This is a genomic window from Mesorhizobium jarvisii, from assembly GCF_003601985.1.
Lineage (GTDB): Bacteria > Pseudomonadota > Alphaproteobacteria > Rhizobiales > Rhizobiaceae > Mesorhizobium > Mesorhizobium jarvisii.
The window spans coordinates 128,715-144,897 of the sequence record NZ_QZXA01000005.1 but is presented as its reverse complement, the minus strand read 5'-3'; the positions used below and the strand labels follow the sequence as shown (position 1 = coordinate 144,897).

At 64.8% G+C, this 16,183-nt stretch carries 17 protein-coding genes; 10 read left to right on the top strand and 7 right to left on the bottom strand.

All coding sequences use genetic code 11. From position 1 onward, the window contains the following. The first annotated feature begins 194 nt into the window (after positions 1-194). From D3242_RS14260 to D3242_RS14235, 6 genes are all read left to right on the top strand, one after another. Positions 195-644, top strand: a complete 450-nt coding sequence (locus D3242_RS14260) for a GatB/YqeY domain-containing protein (protein ID WP_019860500.1) — start codon at positions 195-197, stop codon at positions 642-644. Between the two features lie 180 nt (positions 645-824). Continuing rightward, positions 825-1,502, top strand: a complete 678-nt coding sequence (locus D3242_RS14255) for a helix-turn-helix transcriptional regulator (protein ID WP_064980489.1) — start codon at positions 825-827, stop codon at positions 1,500-1,502. Positions 1,503-1,662: 160 nt separating this feature from the next. Then, on the top strand, positions 1,663-2,355 hold the full coding sequence (locus tag D3242_RS14250; protein ID WP_196774162.1) for an SDR family oxidoreductase: 693 nt from the start codon (positions 1,663-1,665) through the stop codon (positions 2,353-2,355). Positions 2,356-2,532: 177 nt separating this feature from the next. Further along, positions 2,533-2,859: a PadR family transcriptional regulator gene (locus D3242_RS14245; protein ID WP_027047270.1), complete on the top strand. Its 327-nt coding sequence runs from the start codon at positions 2,533-2,535 to the stop codon at positions 2,857-2,859. Then, positions 2,856-3,419, top strand: a complete 564-nt coding sequence (locus D3242_RS14240) for a DUF1700 domain-containing protein (protein ID WP_038648904.1) — start codon at positions 2,856-2,858, stop codon at positions 3,417-3,419. Before D3242_RS14245 ends, D3242_RS14240 begins: the two co-directional genes overlap by 4 nt. A 48-nt stretch (positions 3,420-3,467) precedes the next feature. Then, positions 3,468-4,175 carry a GIN domain-containing protein gene (locus tag D3242_RS14235; protein ID WP_064980488.1) on the top strand — a complete coding sequence of 236 codons (708 nt, stop codon included), beginning with the start codon at positions 3,468-3,470 and terminating at the stop codon, positions 4,173-4,175. An 83-nt stretch (positions 4,176-4,258) separates the two neighbouring features. Here D3242_RS14235 and D3242_RS14230 read toward each other — a convergent pair whose 3' ends face one another. Continuing rightward, on the bottom strand, positions 4,259-5,182 hold the full coding sequence (locus tag D3242_RS14230) for a LysR family transcriptional regulator (protein WP_038648900.1): 924 nt from the start codon (positions 5,180-5,182) through the stop codon (positions 4,259-4,261). Positions 5,183-5,283: 101 nt separating this feature from the next. Here D3242_RS14230 and D3242_RS14225 point away from each other — a divergent pair, with 101 nt between their 5' ends. Next, positions 5,284-6,075, top strand: a complete 792-nt coding sequence (locus D3242_RS14225; RefSeq protein ID WP_064980486.1) for an alpha/beta fold hydrolase — start codon at positions 5,284-5,286, stop codon at positions 6,073-6,075. A gap of 40 nt (positions 6,076-6,115) precedes the next feature. Here the strand turns inward: D3242_RS14225 and D3242_RS14220 are convergent, their stop codons facing one another. Next, the gene (locus D3242_RS14220) at positions 6,116-7,114 is read right to left on the bottom strand and encodes a hypothetical protein (RefSeq protein WP_064980484.1); all 999 of its coding nucleotides are present in this window, start codon (positions 7,112-7,114) and stop codon (positions 6,116-6,118) included. 365 nt (positions 7,115-7,479) lie between these two features. On the opposite strand from D3242_RS14220, the gene D3242_RS14215 reads away from it, so the two are divergent. Further along, complete coding sequence (locus tag D3242_RS14215) at positions 7,480-8,190, top strand: DNA helicase (protein ID WP_019860493.1); 711 nt, start codon at positions 7,480-7,482, stop codon at positions 8,188-8,190. Between the two features lie 46 nt (positions 8,191-8,236). After that, a complete protein-coding gene (locus D3242_RS14210; protein WP_019860492.1) occupies positions 8,237-8,794 on the top strand; it encodes a GNAT family N-acetyltransferase in 558 nt (185 codons plus the stop codon). A gap of 22 nt (positions 8,795-8,816) precedes the next feature. On the opposite strand, the gene D3242_RS14205 is transcribed toward D3242_RS14210, so the two are convergent. Next, complete coding sequence (locus tag D3242_RS14205; protein WP_064980482.1) at positions 8,817-9,848, bottom strand: DmpA family aminopeptidase; 1,032 nt, start codon at positions 9,846-9,848, stop codon at positions 8,817-8,819. 62 nt (positions 9,849-9,910) lie between these two features. Next, positions 9,911-10,330 (bottom strand): MerR family transcriptional regulator, encoded by a 420-nt coding sequence (locus D3242_RS14200; protein ID WP_064980479.1) that lies wholly within the window; start codon positions 10,328-10,330, stop codon positions 9,911-9,913. 112 nt (positions 10,331-10,442) lie between these two features. On the opposite strand from D3242_RS14200, the gene D3242_RS14195 reads away from it, so the two are divergent. Then, entirely contained in the window at positions 10,443-12,662 is a 2,220-nt protein-coding gene (locus D3242_RS14195; protein ID WP_064980477.1) for a heavy metal translocating P-type ATPase, read from the top strand. Between the two features lie 2 nt (positions 12,663-12,664). On the opposite strand, the gene D3242_RS14190 is transcribed toward D3242_RS14195, so the two are convergent. The 3 genes from D3242_RS14190 to D3242_RS14180 all read right to left on the bottom strand — a co-directional run bounded on the left by D3242_RS14190 (position 12,665) and on the right by D3242_RS14180 (position 16,008). Beyond that, the gene (locus D3242_RS14190; RefSeq protein WP_019860488.1) at positions 12,665-13,849 is read right to left on the bottom strand and encodes an MFS transporter; all 1,185 of its coding nucleotides are present in this window, start codon (positions 13,847-13,849) and stop codon (positions 12,665-12,667) included. 153 nt (positions 13,850-14,002) lie between these two features. Continuing rightward, positions 14,003-14,212, bottom strand: coding sequence for a DUF2061 domain-containing protein (locus D3242_RS14185; RefSeq protein WP_019860487.1), 210 nt, complete (start codon positions 14,210-14,212; stop codon positions 14,003-14,005). Between the two features lie 131 nt (positions 14,213-14,343). Next, positions 14,344-16,008: a Na/Pi cotransporter family protein gene (locus D3242_RS14180; protein WP_064980476.1), complete on the bottom strand. Its 1,665-nt coding sequence runs from the start codon at positions 16,006-16,008 to the stop codon at positions 14,344-14,346. Positions 16,009-16,183 lie beyond the last annotated feature (175 nt).

Sequence of the window (16,183 nt, the reverse complement as noted above, 5' to 3'; positions counted from 1 at the left end):
CCTCAGCACGTCAATTCATTGTCTTATGCAAGGCCGAGTACATAGGGGAAGGTGCCAGAACGGTCAATAATGCAGCCAAGGCCCCGCATCGATTTATTTCGTCGAACAATATCAGTGGTTTGTCGGTCAGTTCAAGATTTGCCTTGTGCTCCCGGCGAGGTTATGGTCCGCGCCGTTTGTAGGAAAAGAGCACGATGCGCGGAAAGATCGCCGAATCCCTGAAGAGCGCGATGAAGGCGCAGGACAAGCACCGGCTGCCGACATTGCGGCTGATCCAGGCCGCCATCCACGACCGCGACATCGCCAATCGCGGGTCGGGCAAGGATCCCGCCAGCGATGAGGAGATCCTGCAGATCCTGGCCAAGATGGTGAAGCAGCGCGAGGAATCGGCGAAGGCATTCGAGGACGGCAAGCGCCCGGAACTGGCCGCACAGGAGCGTGGCGAGATGGAGATCATCCGCGGCTTCCTGCCGACGCAGCTTGACGATGCAGCGATCACGGCCGCGGCCCGAGAGGCGATCGCGGCGACGGGTGCCGCCAGCCAGAAAGACATGGGCAAGGTGATCGCCGCGCTGAAGCAGAAATATGCCGGCCAGATGGATTTCGGCAAGGCCAGCGGCATTGTCAAAGGGCTGCTGCAGTAGGGCGTCGCCGACACGATCCAACCGTCGAACCATGTTCAAAGAGGTCGACATCGCCCGCCTGAACTGGGACGGTGTGCGCATTGCCGGCTGCCGCCTTCGCAGGCGCATGAACTCGTTCCGGCTTCGGGGCCGGGCGCGATAGCGACAGGCTACAATGGCCAGCGCCAGGCGGTGGTCCAATTGGCCAACGGCAGGACCGTCGCCCGCACAAAACCGCGCGGCACGATCGGGCTGACGGGCGCAGAGCCCATCTACTGGCTGCGAACGCAGCGGTCCGCGGAAATCCTGGAGATCAGCGCATCGCCGGAGTTGCGGTGCGAGATCGCGACGGCGTTGGGTGTCGGCAACCATGCCGATCTTGCCGACATGCACGGCTGGGCGGACCATCATGCATGGGCGATCCTCGACCGGTTTCGCGCCGCTGCACGAAGTCGGCTGGCCTTGTCCGATGTCGTGCGCGATGGCCTTGTGCGGCAGCTTTATAACAGGGTCTACTGCGCGAAGTTTGGCGGTCGCGCCGACGCCTGGCGCGGATCGCCGCTGGACGGCCGCCGGCTCGGCCGCACGCTGCAATTCATCGAGGCGCATGTCGATGCGAGCTTGAGCATAGCAGCGCTCGCCGCCGTTGCCGCCTACAGCCCGTTTCACTTCGCGCGCTCGTTCAGGCTGACGACGGGATGGTCGCCGCACCAATTTGTGATGGCCAGACGGCTCGAGCATGCACGGGCGCTGTTGTTGGAAGGGAACAGGTCGACGGTGGAGTCCATCGCCTACCGCTGCGGCTTCACCAATCTCAGCCATTTCCGAGGGCTGATGCGCTCGCGGTTGGGCGTCCTGCCCAGTGAGGTCGTGAGCTAGTTCAAAACAGCAAGATTCGACCTGTTCGCCGTCCGCCCGATCGCCCTACCGTGCCTTGCAATTCATTCTGGCAACGCGAACCGGGGTTGGCTCATGGCAACGACAAATGTTCCCCTTTCAGGCAAGGTGGCTGTTATCACCGGCAGCGCGCGCAATAAATATGGGGCGCGCTTTCGCCGTCGCGCTGGCGCGGCTCGGTGCAGACATCTCAGTCCATCATCATGGGACCGCTTCAAAGAGCGATGCCGAGGAAACGGCACGGCTGGTGCGCGAACACGGCACGCGCACCATCATCGTCGACGGGGACCTGACCGACACCAAGGTCGTCAAGCACTTGTTCGAGGCGACCCTTGGCGCGTTTGGCCGCGTCGATATCGTCATCAACAATGCCGGGCTGGTGATCAAGAAGCCGTTCACCGACATCAGCGAGGCCGAATTCGACCGCTCCTTCGGCATCAACGCCAAGGCCGCCTTCTTCGTCATGCAGGAGGCAGCACGCTGCATCGCCGATAATGGCCGCATCATCAACATGGGCACGACGCGACCATTCCCTTTCTATTCGGTCTATGCCGGGGCGAAGGCCGCGCTCGAAGATTTCACCCGTGCGCTGGCCAGGGAAATCGGCGGGCGTGGCGTCACCGTCAATGTGGTCGCGCCCGGGCCGATCAACGATCCCTTCTATCACGGTGCCGAAACGCCGGAGTCGGTTGCACGGGCAACGACCGCCAGCGTCGCCGGCCGGCTGGGGCATATCGAAGACATTGTTCCGGTGATCGAGTTCCTGGCTTCGCCGCAATCGCAATGGATCACAGCGCAGACCCTTTACATCCATGGCGGTTACCTGGCCCGATAGGGTCAGCAGGCCGAAATGGGTACTGTCCGGCCGCGCCGGCGGCGATAGGGACTGTCCTTACCATGACTTTGGCTCTCGCCGCCTCACACAAGGGTTGCGGGGCCAAATAGGTGTTTTCGCGCTACCTTGCATAAACAGGTAGCGTGCTATATACAGGTCGCGAATTCGAGGCCTGCCATGACCGACTCCATCCTCGTCCAGTTGCGAAAAGGCGCGCTTGATCTGTGCGTCCTGGCCGTGCTGTCGCGGGGTGAGAGCTATGGCTATGAAATCGCCAGCACGCTGGTTGCCGCGGTGAACATGGGGGAAGGCACGATCTATCCCCTGATGCGCCGGATGCAGAATGACGGGCTGGTCGCCACCCGCATCGTCGAGTCGAGCAGCGGGCCGCCGCGCAAATATTACCGGCTCACGCTACTCGGCCAGCAGGCTTTCGAAGCTCACCGCCGCGACTGGCGATCCTTCGCGGGGGCCGTCGACAAACTTCTCGAGGATTTGCCATGACCAGGGATGCCTTCTTGCGCACGCTGAGACAGGGACTCGCCGGCCTGCCGCCGCAGGAGATCGAGGATATCGTTGGGGACTATGCCGCCCATTTCGCCGATGCTTCGGGCCGCGGCGAAGCGGAGGTCGCGGCGGCCCTGGGTGATCCGACAAGGATCGCCCGCGAGCTGCGCGCCGAGGCCGGCCTGCGCCGTTTCGAAGCGCATTGGAGCGTGTCGAACATGCTGGCGGCGACAATCGCCCTGGCCGGCCTTGCCTTCGTCGACATCGTCTTCCTGTTGCCGTTGCTCATCACGGCGGTCGTGCTTGCGCTCGGGCTTGGTATCACGCTCGTTGCCATCGGCGTGCTCGGCATCAAGATCATTCTCACCACGCTGATGTTCGAGCCGGGCACTGCCTTCTCGCTCACACTGGGACGCCTCTTCATCGGCGCTGGACTGGTGAGCGGCTTCCTTGGCGGCGGCGCCTTGCTGCTGGAGGGCATGGGCGCGGGCATACGGGTTGTCGGGCGCTACGCCCGGCTGCATTCCCGCATTGTCCAGCCAGACCGCTCCGTTTGAGCGCCGCCAAGCGCTTGCAATTCGTCATCACGTTGAAGGAAACGGATCATGACTGGAAAACTGGCACTTGTCGCAACTGCCGGGTTGGTCGGCGCAGCCCTGTTCTTGGCCGTTGGCATCGGGCTTGCAGGACCGGATTGCGTCAACGCGGGAGGATCGTGGATCAGCGGCCAATCCACCTGCGGCGCGATCACGTCCGTCAGAAAGCAAGTTACGCTGCCGTTCAGCGCCAATGACAGCTTCACCATCGCCTTGCCGGCTTCGGTCCGCTACCAGCTGGGCGACAAGGCCGAAGCTGTCGTCAGCGGCGATTCCACGCTGATCGATCATGTGCGCATGGAGGGCAGCCAGCTCAGCCTGGATTGTGAGACGGGCTGGTTTTCGCCCCGGCTCGACGTCACCGTTTCGGGACCGGCGATTTCGGACTGGCGGCTGGTCGGCAGTGGCGAGCTAACCCTGTCGCAGGTCAACCAGCCCGAGCTGCGGCTGAAAATTCGCGGCAGCGGCAGCGTGGTTGCCAATGGCAGCACCCAAGCGGTCGATCTTGAGATCTCCGGTTCGGGCTCGGGGCGGCTCAAGGACCTGATCGCCCAATCCGCGCAGGTCGAGATCCGCGGCAGCGGCGACGCGGAGGTTACCGCACAGGCGGATGCGGATGTCTCGATTTCCGGCAGCGGTGACGTCGATCTCTATGGGCACCCGACCATGCGGCGGTCGCAGGTCAGAGGCAGCGGCAGCATCACGCAGGTGCCGTAGCCGGCGGCCTGCAATCCTCGAAAGGCTGGATCGTGACAGGCTTTAGGGCTTGCGGGCCCGGCCCGGGGAGCGCTCGGCATCTCTCAGGGGATTTTCCGAGGCTCCAATGCGCGGCGCAAGGCCGGCGCTTCCTGCTGGATGTGATCCCATAGCCGGTTGGCGACCGGCCCGTGCGGCCGGTCGCGGCGGCGCGCCACCACCAGTTCGTCGGTGCGGCCCGGCATATGGCGGCCGGCAATGGAGCGCAGGCGTCCGTCGTGTAATTCGTCCTCGATCAGGAAGCGGGGCAAGTGGCCCCAGCCAAGGCCCTGCAGGATAATCTCCTTCTTCATGCCCTGGTCAGGCACCAGGCATTGCGGCGCGCCTTCGACCATGAAGTAGTCCTGCCGTGGCGAATGGCGGGCGGTGTCGCGCATGACGCATTGGGTGAGCGCCCGCATCTGGTCCAGTGTGATCGGCTGCGTGAGGCGCTCGGGCAGGAAGCCCGGCGCCACCACCGGAATGAACGGCACCTTGCACAGATCGATCCATTCCACCCGCGCGTCGCCCTTGTCGATCCAGTGCAGGATCAGATCGGCCTCGTCATCGAAAAGCCGCTCCCAAGGGCCGCCGACGGCTTCGAAATGCAGATGCAGCCGCGTGCCCGGGCATTGGGCGAAGAACCGTCCGAGCATGCCCAGCACCTGCGGCCGCGGGCAGAGGTCGCCGATCACGACATGGATCTCGCTTTCCTCGCCCATCGAGAGCTGGGCGGCATGGACGCGCAGGCCTTCCAGTTCGCGCAGCAGCGATTGCGCCCGGCGGTGGAACGACAGTCCCGCCTCGGTCGGGCGCACGCGATAGCCGGTGCGATCGAGCAGAACGAGGTCGAGCTGTCGTTCGAGCTTGGCGACGGCGGCGAACACCGCCGGGTGCGAGCGATGCAGCAGTGCCGCCGCAGGCTGAAAGCCGCCGGTGCGGATCACCGCATCGAAGCACTGCAAATCGTGCAAGGTGAATTCGGCCATGTCAGATTCAACTACAGAGTTTGTCCCATCTTTGTAATATCAACAAAAGCCCGCCACGACTGCGTTCCGCCTCATTCAACCTTCCAGAAGGACTCTTCATCATGAGTGAGCTGAATTTCGTGACTGTCGGCGACGGCACGCGCATCGCCTATCGCTTCGATGGCGATGCCGCAAAGCCGGTGCTGGTGCTGTCAAACTCCATCGGCACCACGCTGCACATGTGGGACGGGCAGGCCGGCGAGCTTTCAAAACATTTCCGTCTTCTGCGCTACGACTTTCGCGGCCATGGCGGGTCAAGCGCCCCGGTTGGTGCCTATTCGCTCGACCGGCTTGGCCGCGACGTGATCGAACTGCTCGACGCGCTCGGTCTTGGGCGGGTGCATTTCCTCGGACTGTCGCTCGGCGGCTTCGTCGGGCAGTGGCTTGGCGTCCATGCGCCGGAGCGGATCGACAGGCTGATCCTGAGCAACACCTCGTCGCATCTGGCGCCGGCAAGCTATTTCGACGAGCGGATTGCCGTTGTCCGACAGGCGCCCGACATGGCTGAAACCGCCGAAATGTTCCTCAACAACTGGTTCCCCGCGCGGATGGTGGCGGCCAACGAACCGGTCATCGAGGAATTTCGCACGATGCTGCTCGCTATCGACCGGCAAGGCCTGGCTGGCCTGTTCGCCGCCGTTCGCGATGCCGACCTTCGCCGCACGGTGGCGCTGATCAACCGGCCGACGCTGGTGATCGCCGGCGAGCATGACACGGTGACGGCCGCCAGCCACAGCGAACTGATCGCAGCGGCCGTGCCCGGGGCGAAGCTGATTGTGCTGCCGGCGGTCCACCTGTCGAATGTGGAGTATCCGGCGGAGTTCATGGAGGCCGTGCTCGGTTTTCTGCGCTGACCGAGAGTCTACTCCCGTGGGGTCTGCTGTGGAGCGGACCTCACGGCCCCTTGCACATCGGCACCGGCTGCGGTGGCGGTGCCGGGTGGTCCTGCTTGTATTGGGCGATGATCGGTTCGAGGGTTTTTCGCGGCCAGAATTTCGGCGTGCCGATTTCCTTCAGGCAGGATGCGTTCCAATAGGGTGCCTCGCCGGACCGCGAATGGCTTTTTGCCGCCTGCGCGACGGCGGCGATGTCACGCGATTCCGGATAGATGTAGAGCGTCGTCGGATTGTCCTTGACCATCGCGATGATCTGCTGCGCATCCGTCGGTGACCAGCTGGTGCAGCCATTGCTGCGGCCGCCGGCATAGTCCACCAGCTTGCCGAACGGCACCAGGCCGTCATGGTCGGCGTAGGAGCTGTTGGGGCTTTTGCGCATGCACATGCCGCGCAGCACCTGCGCCGCATGGCCGCCGATCACCCGCTGCCTGGCATTGGCGGCTTCGCCTTCGCCGTCGAACTGGATGAAGGTGCGCTGGAAAGCCACGTCCTGTTTCGCACCGGTGCGATAAAAACCCTTGAAGGATGTTTTCGCCTCGCTGGTCATGTAGGCGCCGCCGGCGGTCAGCTCGGAATCCATGGCATTGCCGAAATTCTTGGAGCACCGCCTGCCGTTTGAAAAGTCGACCGTGCCTTTCAGATTCCGGCCGCCGCCGTGACCCGACGAGATGGCGTGAAACGACTGGCTGGCCTCGCAAATGACGTAGTACCGGCGTCCGAGCACGCCATTGCCCATGTCGCCGGGACGCGTCGCATCCATGGCGAAGTAACAGGGATTCCTGACCGCGCCTTGCGCCACCTTTTTCAGGTAGAGCGCGCGCGCCCGCTCCAGCACCACGGTCGAGATCTGGCCATCGCTGTCGCCGACATGGGCCTGCAGCCAGGCCGGGATGGCCGAGGGCGCGGCAATGGACCGGGCCGTCGCGGTCAGGGCAATGACGATGACGAGAAAGCTGAGGGTGACGACCACACCCAGAGGGAAAAATCTCAACCGCACCGGTTCAAGTCTCCTGCCGAGGCCATGCGAATCCCTGCGGTGTTATATCCGCAATCCATCATAAAATGTCTCGCGGCAATCGGCGAAACACATCTTGTTTAGCGCGCCGCAAGTCCGCACGAAGAACCGGGGCCGGCGCGCACCGCCCATAGGCCGGGATGCTGGTCCAAGGCTTGCGGCTCCACCGACATGCGCGATTTTCGATCCGCAAGGGTTGAGCTATGATGTGATTCTGGCGTGGCCCACGCCTCCTCCCTCCAATGGGAAGCATCTGTTCATGCGGGGCACTCTCATCACCGAACCGACTGTTCGAGCGCAAGGCATAAGGAGGGGTTGCGAAAACGGCTCGCACCGGGAGGTTTGCCATGAAACTATCCGCGCCCATCTACCATCTGAAACGTCAGGCCAGGCTGTTGTCGCGCCAGGCAGGAATTCCGCTCCACCAGGCGCTTGATCGCGTTGCCGCGCAGCAAGGTTTTACCAGCTGGAGCCTGTTGGCGGCCAAACTGTCCGAGGCAGCGCCCGCCGGCAGATTGTTCGAGCAACTGAGACCCGGCGACCTGGTCCTGGTCGGCGCGCGACCCGGCCACGGCAAAACGCTGATGAGCCTCGAACTCGCGGTCGAGGCGATGAAGTCAGGCCATCGCAGCGTGTTCTTCACGCTGGAATATACGCAACGCGATGTGCTGGACCGGTTTCGCGCCATCGGCGTCGAGCCGGCCCGGTTCGACCAGTTGTTCGAATTCGACACTTCCGATGCCATCAGCGCCGACTACATCGTCAGGATATTGCGATCGGCGCCACGCGGCACGCTGGCGGTCATCGACTACCTGCAATTGCTCGACCAAAGACGTGAGAACCCCGGCCTGATGGAACAGGTGTGCACACTGAAGGCTTTCGCGCGCGACAGCGGCGTCATCCTGGTTTTCATCTCGCAGATCGACCGATCCTACAATCCCGAGACCAAGCCGGTTCCCGATATCGGCGACATCAGGTTGCCCAACCCGCTCGATCTGTCGCTGTTCGACAAGACCTGCTTCCTGAACAAGGGCGAGATCCGCTTTCAGGCGGCTTGAGCACAGCGCTGGCCACGGCTATGCCTGCCGCCAGGGAGTATGGACCATGATCGAGATCGTCAAACCCGCGCTTGAACATCTGCCGTCCTACAAGGCGGCGCTCGAGCGCGGCTGGTCGCCGGACAATGTCCGGCTCCAGGAGGCGGTGCGCGAGCAGTTGGCGGCGATAGAGCAGGATCCGGTCGCCTTTCTGGCCAGCCTCGACGATGCCGAGGCCAGGGGTGGCCCGATCACCTTGCCCGACGGCACGCAAGTGCCGCGCCTGCCGGGCTTCCGCCGCTGGATCTGGGATGGCGAGGCATCGGGCTCGATCGGCTTTCGCTGGCAGAAGGGCACGGCGGAACTGCCCTCGCATGTGCTTGGCCATATTGGCTATGCGGTGGTGCCGTGGAAGCGACGGCGCGGCTATGCCACCGAAGCCTTGCGGCAGATGCTGGACGAGGCGAGGTCGGTCGGCCTGCCCTATGTCGAGATCACCGCCAAGCCGGGCAATCCGGCGTCGCACAAGGTGATCCTGGCCAATGGCGGCAGGCTGGTCGAGCGCTTCTTCGAGGACGCCGCCTATGGTGGGGTGGAGAGTTTGCGGTTCCGGATCGAGCTGTAGGTCGCCTTCTGGGCGACATTAGCTAGCGTTGCTGATCGCGCAGCCAGTCGGCCAGCGATGCGCGATGCTTGCCGGCCCTGCCGGTGAAGGCCCCGGCGGACAGCATGGAGTTCAACACCGCCTCGTGCGTGGCTTCCGCCGCCGCGCGAAAAAGGATGTCGATGCGCGCCTCATTGAGCGCGAGCAGGGGCACCAGATCGCGGCTTTCATCGTGGTCGACCAGATTGCCGGTGCTGAAGGCGATGGCGATGTCACCACTGCCATGGCCCCAGAAGGAGCCGAGCCTGGCGATGCCGGCTCCGGCGCGGCGCGCCACTCTTTCAAGCTGGCGGTGTTCGAGCGGCACATCGGTTGCCAGCACGATCATGACCGAACCGCGCTCGACCCCGGCCGGTTGTCCGGGGTCCGGCCGGCGCCCATCGGGCAGAACGAGGTCTCCGGGTCTGCCGAAATTCGATAGAACGAGAACACCGAGGTGATGGCCGCCGCCGAGCGCGATTCTTCTGGACGCCGAGCCGATGCCGCCCTTGAAGCCGAAGCAAGTCATTCCCGTTCCGGCGCCGACATTGCCTTGTTCGACTTCGCCCTCATGCGCGTCCGCCAGCGCGGCGAGGACGTGTTCCTCTGATATCGCCAGAGCCTGGATGTCGTTCAGCGGACCGTCATTGCATTCGCCGACCAGCGGATTGACGGTTCCGGCGGAGCGGCCGATATCCGGGTTCTGGCGGATGGCGTCGCGGATCAGCGCCGTGGCGCAGGTGCCGACCGAGAGCGTGTTGGTCAAGAGAACAGGCGTTTCGATGGTGCCAAGCTCCTGCACTTGCGTCAGGCCGATGGTCTTGCCGAAGCCGTTGATGACATGGCTTGCCGCCGTCACCTTCTTGCGAAACAGATTTCCGCCATGCGGCAGGATCGCGGTCACGCCGGTGTTGGTGTCGCCGTTGCGCAGCGTGCAATGGCCGACGCGTATACCGGGCACATCGGTGATCGCATTGCGCGCGCCCCCCGGCAAGATGCCGCAGCTCAGGCCGAAATCGCTGACAGTGCTCGCCATGTCTGCTCCTGGTCTCACGAGCGCACGCGCCCAAGCCGAGGTCCGCGCCGGACCGGATTTCGCTATGAGACGTGCTCGTCCGCACACAGCGCATGGTCGGACAGCGCGCGAATGACGTAGCAGTCGCCGACCGTCTTGCCGTCGCAGCAGGAGGCGATGCGCTCCAGCTCGGTTTCCAGCCGCTTCAGTTGGGCGATCTTTTCGCGCACCGAAATCAGCTGTTCCTGCGCGATCTTGTCGGCATGGCCGCAGGGCTGCTCGGGATGACCGCTGAGATCGATCAGGGCGCGGATGTCCTCGACGGCGAAGCCGAGATCGCGGGCGTGGCGGATGAAGGCCAGGCGTTCCAGCTCCTGCCGGGAATAGCGGCGCTGGTTGCCTTCCGAGCGCTCGGCCGCCGCGACCAGGCCCATCTGCTCGTAATAGCGGATGGTCGGCACCTTGACCCCGGTGCGGCGGGAGAGATCACCGATCGAAAACATGCATTTTGCCTCTTGAAGCTCTAGTGACTAGAGCAATTACAGTGGCTGGCATCAGGGTTCAAGACCCGTGCGGCGGCACGCCGCGTGGGTGAGAAAGCAGACGGGTGATGGCATGACTTCTCCTCTAACGCAGACACGGTTCAAGATCGGCGGCATGGATTGCGCGTCCTGCGCGGCCAAGATCGACACGGCGGTGCGCCGTCTCGACGGTGTCGCGGATGTCTCGGTTTCGGTGACCGGCGCCAGCATGACGGTCAGCCATGGCGGGCCGCTCAGCGACGACAAGGTGCTGCGGCAGGTGGCGCGGCTGGGCTACGGCATCGTCAAGGCGGAGGCCAGGACCGATGGGCCGGAGACCAGGGCGCATGATCATGCCGCTCATGATCACGAAGGCCATGACCATGGCGGCGGCCAACAAATCACCAAAGAGGCCGCCGGGTCGTCCCATCTGCACAGCCACCCCGCACCGGGGCAGGCGTGGTGGCGTACCCGCCGTGCGGCGCTGACGCTGGCTTGTGCCGCAGCGGTGCTCGCCGCCTATGGCATAGGCCATCTGTTTCCTTCGGCCGAGCGCTGGGCTTTCCTGGCGGCGTTGCTGGTCGGTCTCGTGCCGATCGCGCGGCGCGCGCTGATGGCTGCCTTGGCCGGAACGCCGTTCTCGATCGAGATGCTGATGACCATTGCCGCTGCTGGTGCGGTGATGATCAATGCAACGGAAGAAGCCGCTGCCGTGGTGGTGCTGTTCCTGATCGGCGAGCTTCTGGAAGGGGTCGCCGCCGGCCGGGCGCGGGCCAGCATCCAGGGCCTGGCCGATCTGGTGCCGAAGACGGCGCTGGTCGAGCGGGGAGGCGGCACGGTCGAAGTTCCCGCCGAACAGCTCGCCGTGGGCCACGTCATCGTGGTGCGGCCGGGCGACCGCATCCCGGCCGATGGCGAGGTTGTGGAAGGCTCGAGCGACATTGACGAGGCGCCGGTGACCGGCGAAAGCACGCCGAAGCGCAAGGGTGTCGCGGAACCCGTCTTCGCCGGCACGATCAACAGCGATGGCGTGCTGAAAGTGCGCGTGACAGCGGCGGCTTCCGACAACACCATCGCCCGCGTCGTGCGCCTGGTCGAGGAGGCGCAGGAGGCCAAGGCGCCGACCGAGCGCTTCATCGATCGCTTCTCGCGATACTATACCCCGGGCGTGCTGGCGGTCGGCGCGTTGGTGGCCGTGCTGCCGCCGCTCATCGCCGGCGGCGACTGGAGCGAATGGATCTACAAGGGCCTGGCGATCCTCTTAATCGGCTGCCCCTGCGCGCTGGTCATCTCGACGCCCGCCGCGATCGCCGCCGGTCTGGCGACCGGGGCGCGGCGCGGCCTGCTGATGAAGGGCGGCGCGGTGCTGGAAGGCTTTCGCCGGATCACGGCGGTGGCCTTCGACAAGACCGGCACGCTGACCGCGGGCAAGCCGGAAGTCACCGACATCGTCGCCTATGGCCGCGACGAACGCAGCGTGCTGGCGCTGGCGGCGGCGCTCGAACAAGGCTCTAGCCATCCCCTGGCTGTGGCGATCCTGGACAGGGCCAGGGCCGACAAGGCGCCGGTGCCGCCGGCGCTGGCAGCGAAGGCGATCTCCGGTAGGGGTGTCGAGGGCAGTGTTGGCGGCGTGGCTGTCTTCCTCGGATCCGGCCCGGCGGCGGGCGAACGCGCAGATATTACGGAAGCACAGCGCCTTGCCATCGACAGCCTCAACGGCCAGGGCAAGACCGTGTCGGTGCTGGTCGCCGATGGCGTGGTGGCCGGGCTGATCGCCATGCGTGACGAGCCACGGCCAGATGCGGCGGCTGGCATTGCGGCGCTCAAGGCGGAGGGCATCCGCGCGGTGATGCTGACCGGCGACAATCGCCGCACGGCGCAAGCCATCGCCGCTTCGCTCGGCATCGAGGCGCGGACGGAACTGCTGCCGCAGGACAAGCAGCGCATCGTCGGCGAATTGCAGCGCGAGGGGCTGAAGGTGGCCAAGGTCGGTGATGGCATCAACGACGCGCCGGCGCTCGCCGCAGCCGACATCGGCATCGCCATGGGCGGCGGCACCGACGTGGCGCTGGAGACGGCGGACGCGGCGATCCTGCATGGCCGCGTCCTGGACGTTGCCCGCATGGTGCGGCTGTCGCGGGCGGTGATGGCCAATATCGGCCAGAACATCACCGTGGCGCTGGGACTGAAGGCGGTGTTCCTGGTCACCACCATTTCAGGCATTACCGGCCTGTGGCCGGCGATCCTGGCCGACACCGGCGCCACCGTGCTGGTCACCGCCAACGCCATGCGCCTGTTGCGCTGGCGCGGGTGAGGCTACTCCGCCGGTGCCGTCAGCGGCGGCGTGGCGTTGCTGCGCGCTTCCCAGACCTGGGAGATGGCAGCCACCACCACGGCGACCAGCATGGCGAAAGCGCCCACCACGGGCAAGCTGCGGTAGCCGTAGCCGGCATTGAGCATGGCGGCGCCCAGCGACGCGGCCAGCGCGATGCCGACATTGAAGCCGGACGGGATCAGTGATGAGGCAAGATTGGACGCGTCGGCCGTCCAGGCCAGGATGCGGGTCTGGATCGGCGTGCCGATGGCGAAGTTGAGGCCGCCCCAGATGACGATCGCCACGATCATCGGCACGGGGTAGGGGCTGACGGCATAGATGACCGCCAGCGTCACCGCTTGCAGGGCCAGCATGGTGATGAGCGACGGCATCAGCTTCCAGTCCGACAGCTTGCCGCCGAGGAAGACGCCAAGCGTCGCGCCGACGCCGTTGAGCAGCAGCACCCAGGGCACCAGGTCTTCGTCGAGCCCGGTGACCTCAAGCAAGGTCGGCGTGATGTAGGTGAACAGGCAGAACTGGCCGAGCATCAGCATGAGCATCAGGATCAGCGAGGTCCAGACCTGCTGGCGCGCCAGCACGCGGACCTCACGCGCCAGGCCGGCGGGCTTGGCCTGATACCCGGCGGTGCGCGGCAGAAGGGCAGTCATCGCGAGCGTTGCCGCCACGCCGAGCGCACACATCACCCAGAAGGTGGCGCGCCAGCCCCAGATGTTGCCGATGGCGGTGCCCGCCGGCACGCCGATGACGTTGGAGACGGTGAGGCCGGACAGGATGACCGCGACCGCCATGCCGCGTTTGTCCTCGGGAACCAGGCCGACGGCGACCACCATGGCGACGCCGAAATAGGCGCCGTGCGCGACTGCCACGGCGATGCGCAGCAGCAGCATCGAGGTAAAGTCGGGCGCCAGCGCGCAGGCCGCCTGGCCGATGGTGAAGACGATGGCGAGGCCGAGCAGCAAGGTCTTGCGCGGCAGGGATTTGGTGGCGAGCGCCAGCAGCGGGCCGCCAATGGCGATGCCGCAGGCATAGCCGGAGACGAGATAGCCGGCGGATGGAACCGAAACGCCGAGCCCTTCCGCCACTTGCGGCAGCACGCCGGCAATGACGAATTCGGTGGTGCCGAAAGCGAAAGCGGCGATGAACAGGGCAATGAGCGGAAGCGACATGGGAAAGCCTTGGCTGGAACGGCGTCAAACCACGGATGGGCGGCGCGGGCAATCCAGAAATTTTTGTCGCGACTTTAGGTTTTCTTGACCGAATTCCCTCGCGTCAGCCGCTGGCTTGGCAATCGGCAGTGCATGCCGGCAGTGGGCAAGCTGCTAGACCGGGGTCCTGCGCCCGTAAGGGATCTTCAGCCATGCGCGCTCATGAAAATAGTAGAGCAGCGACTTGGTGAAGACCTCCGTCACGCCGATGGCGGCCGCCAGCTTGATGCTGCCAGTCACCACAAGCGAGATGATCATCGTGTCGATGGTGCCGGTTATGCGCCAGGAAAGCGCCTTGGCGAAACTGCGCGAATGGGTGTCCATCGATTTCCTCCCGGGGGCATCAGATGCTTAGCCGACGGGCGGGAGGGTGAGCAAAGACTAATTTTGCCGTTCGAGCCGGAACGACGCAAGCTTGTTCCCAAATTGACGCCGCCGTGGCAAATCCCTTCTCGTTAGCTGGCCTTCAGTCGTGATCCTGTGAGAAGGCCGCGCTCTTCGAGCACCGGATAGGCCATCGAGGCCAGCAGTGAATTGATCTGCTTCAGGTCGCGGATGGTGTCGAGGTGGATCGAGCTGGTCTCGACGCTTTTGGCGGTGCCTTCGCGCAGCCGCAGGAAATGGCTGGCGCTGGTTTCCTTCTCGCGGTCGCGCAGTTGGTCCTTCTCCAGCACCAGCTGACGCGCCGTTTCGGGGTCGCGCGAGACCAGCACGTTGAAGGCAAGCCTTGCATTGGCCAGCACCGAGCCGTGGAAGGCGCACAATTCGCTCCAGCCCTCGTCGGTGAACTCCAGCCCGCGATCGACCTTCTTCTTCACGTGCACTAGCATGTTGCGCACGATGATGTCGCCGACCTGCTCGAGCTTGACGCAGGCGCCGATCAGTTCCTGGCAGCGCAGCGCCTCGTCCTCGGTCAGCGGGTTCTTGGTGACCTTGGCGAGGTAGAGTTTGATTGCCGCATGCTTGCGGTCGACACGGTCGTCGAGGGCGGCCAACGCCTTGATCTTGTCGGTGTCGGCACTCTCGTAGAGCTCGATGATGCGCTTCAGCATGATCTCGACTGTCTCGCAGACCCGCACCACCTCGCGCGTCGCATTGGCCAGCGCCTGGCTCGGCACATCCAGCGCGCTCTCGTTGAGCGCGGACAATTCGATGACGTCGAGCGAGGCGGCCGGCGGTGCCTTGGTGCCGAGCGCGACGATCTTCTCCGAGGCGCGGTAGACGAAGCCGGCCAGCGGTAGGCCGGCCAGCAGGATGATGACGTTGAACAGGATGTGGGCGTTGACTATCTGGTCGGCCGCCGTCGCGCCGAGGAAGCCGACATGCGGCCGGACGATCATGAACAGGACCAGCATGACCAGCGAGCCCAGCCCGCGCATCAGCAGATTGCCGATCGGCACGACGCGCACGGCGGGCCCGGCTGACCGGGTCAGCATCGGGGCGATGATGGAAGAGCCGAGATTGACGCCGAGGATGAGGACGACGCCGAGTTCAGGGCTGATCAGGCCGCGGCCGGCCAGGGTCGCCATCAAAAGCACCGCGGCGATGCTGGACTGGAACAGCCAGGTGATCAGCGCCGCCAAGAGATAGGCGGTGATGGAATCGCTGGAGAAGTAATTGATGATGACCGGCATGAGCTGGCTGTTGCGCAGCGGCTCCGACGCCTGGCCGATCATTTCCAGCGACAGGATCAAGAGGCCGATGCCGACCAGGATGCGGCCGGTCTGGCGCCAGTCGCGACGCTCGGTGGCCATAAACATCACCGTGCCGGTGATCAGGCAGAGCGGCACCAGCAGCGTGAGGTCGAAAGTCAGTAGCTTGACCACCAGCGCCGAGCCGATCTCGGCGCCGCGCACGGCCAATTGGCCGGCGGCGCCCGAGACGATACCAGAACCGGCGAAGGAGCCGACCAAAAGCGTCACGGCAGTCGAACTCTGCAGGGCGATGGCAAGGCCGGTGCCGGCCAGCACCGCCATGATCGGATTGCGCATGGTGGCGCGCAGCCTGTGGCGCAGCACATCGCCATAGGCGCGCTCGACGCCGGTCTTCACCATGCGGGTGGCAAACAGCATCAGCGCCACGGCGCCGGCCAGATGCAGAAGGACGACGGAGCCGCTCATTTCGGCGCCTGCATGAGGACAGGGCACGCAGTGCGGGCGGCGCGGCGAACAGGCGGAAAAGCAAGGGTTCGAATCATGATCATGACACTGTGAATAATAGCGGGAATATTTTAGCCGGATAATAAAACTTTGTCGATTTCAAGAGGCCGCCGCGTGGCGACAGGCCGTGTCGGGA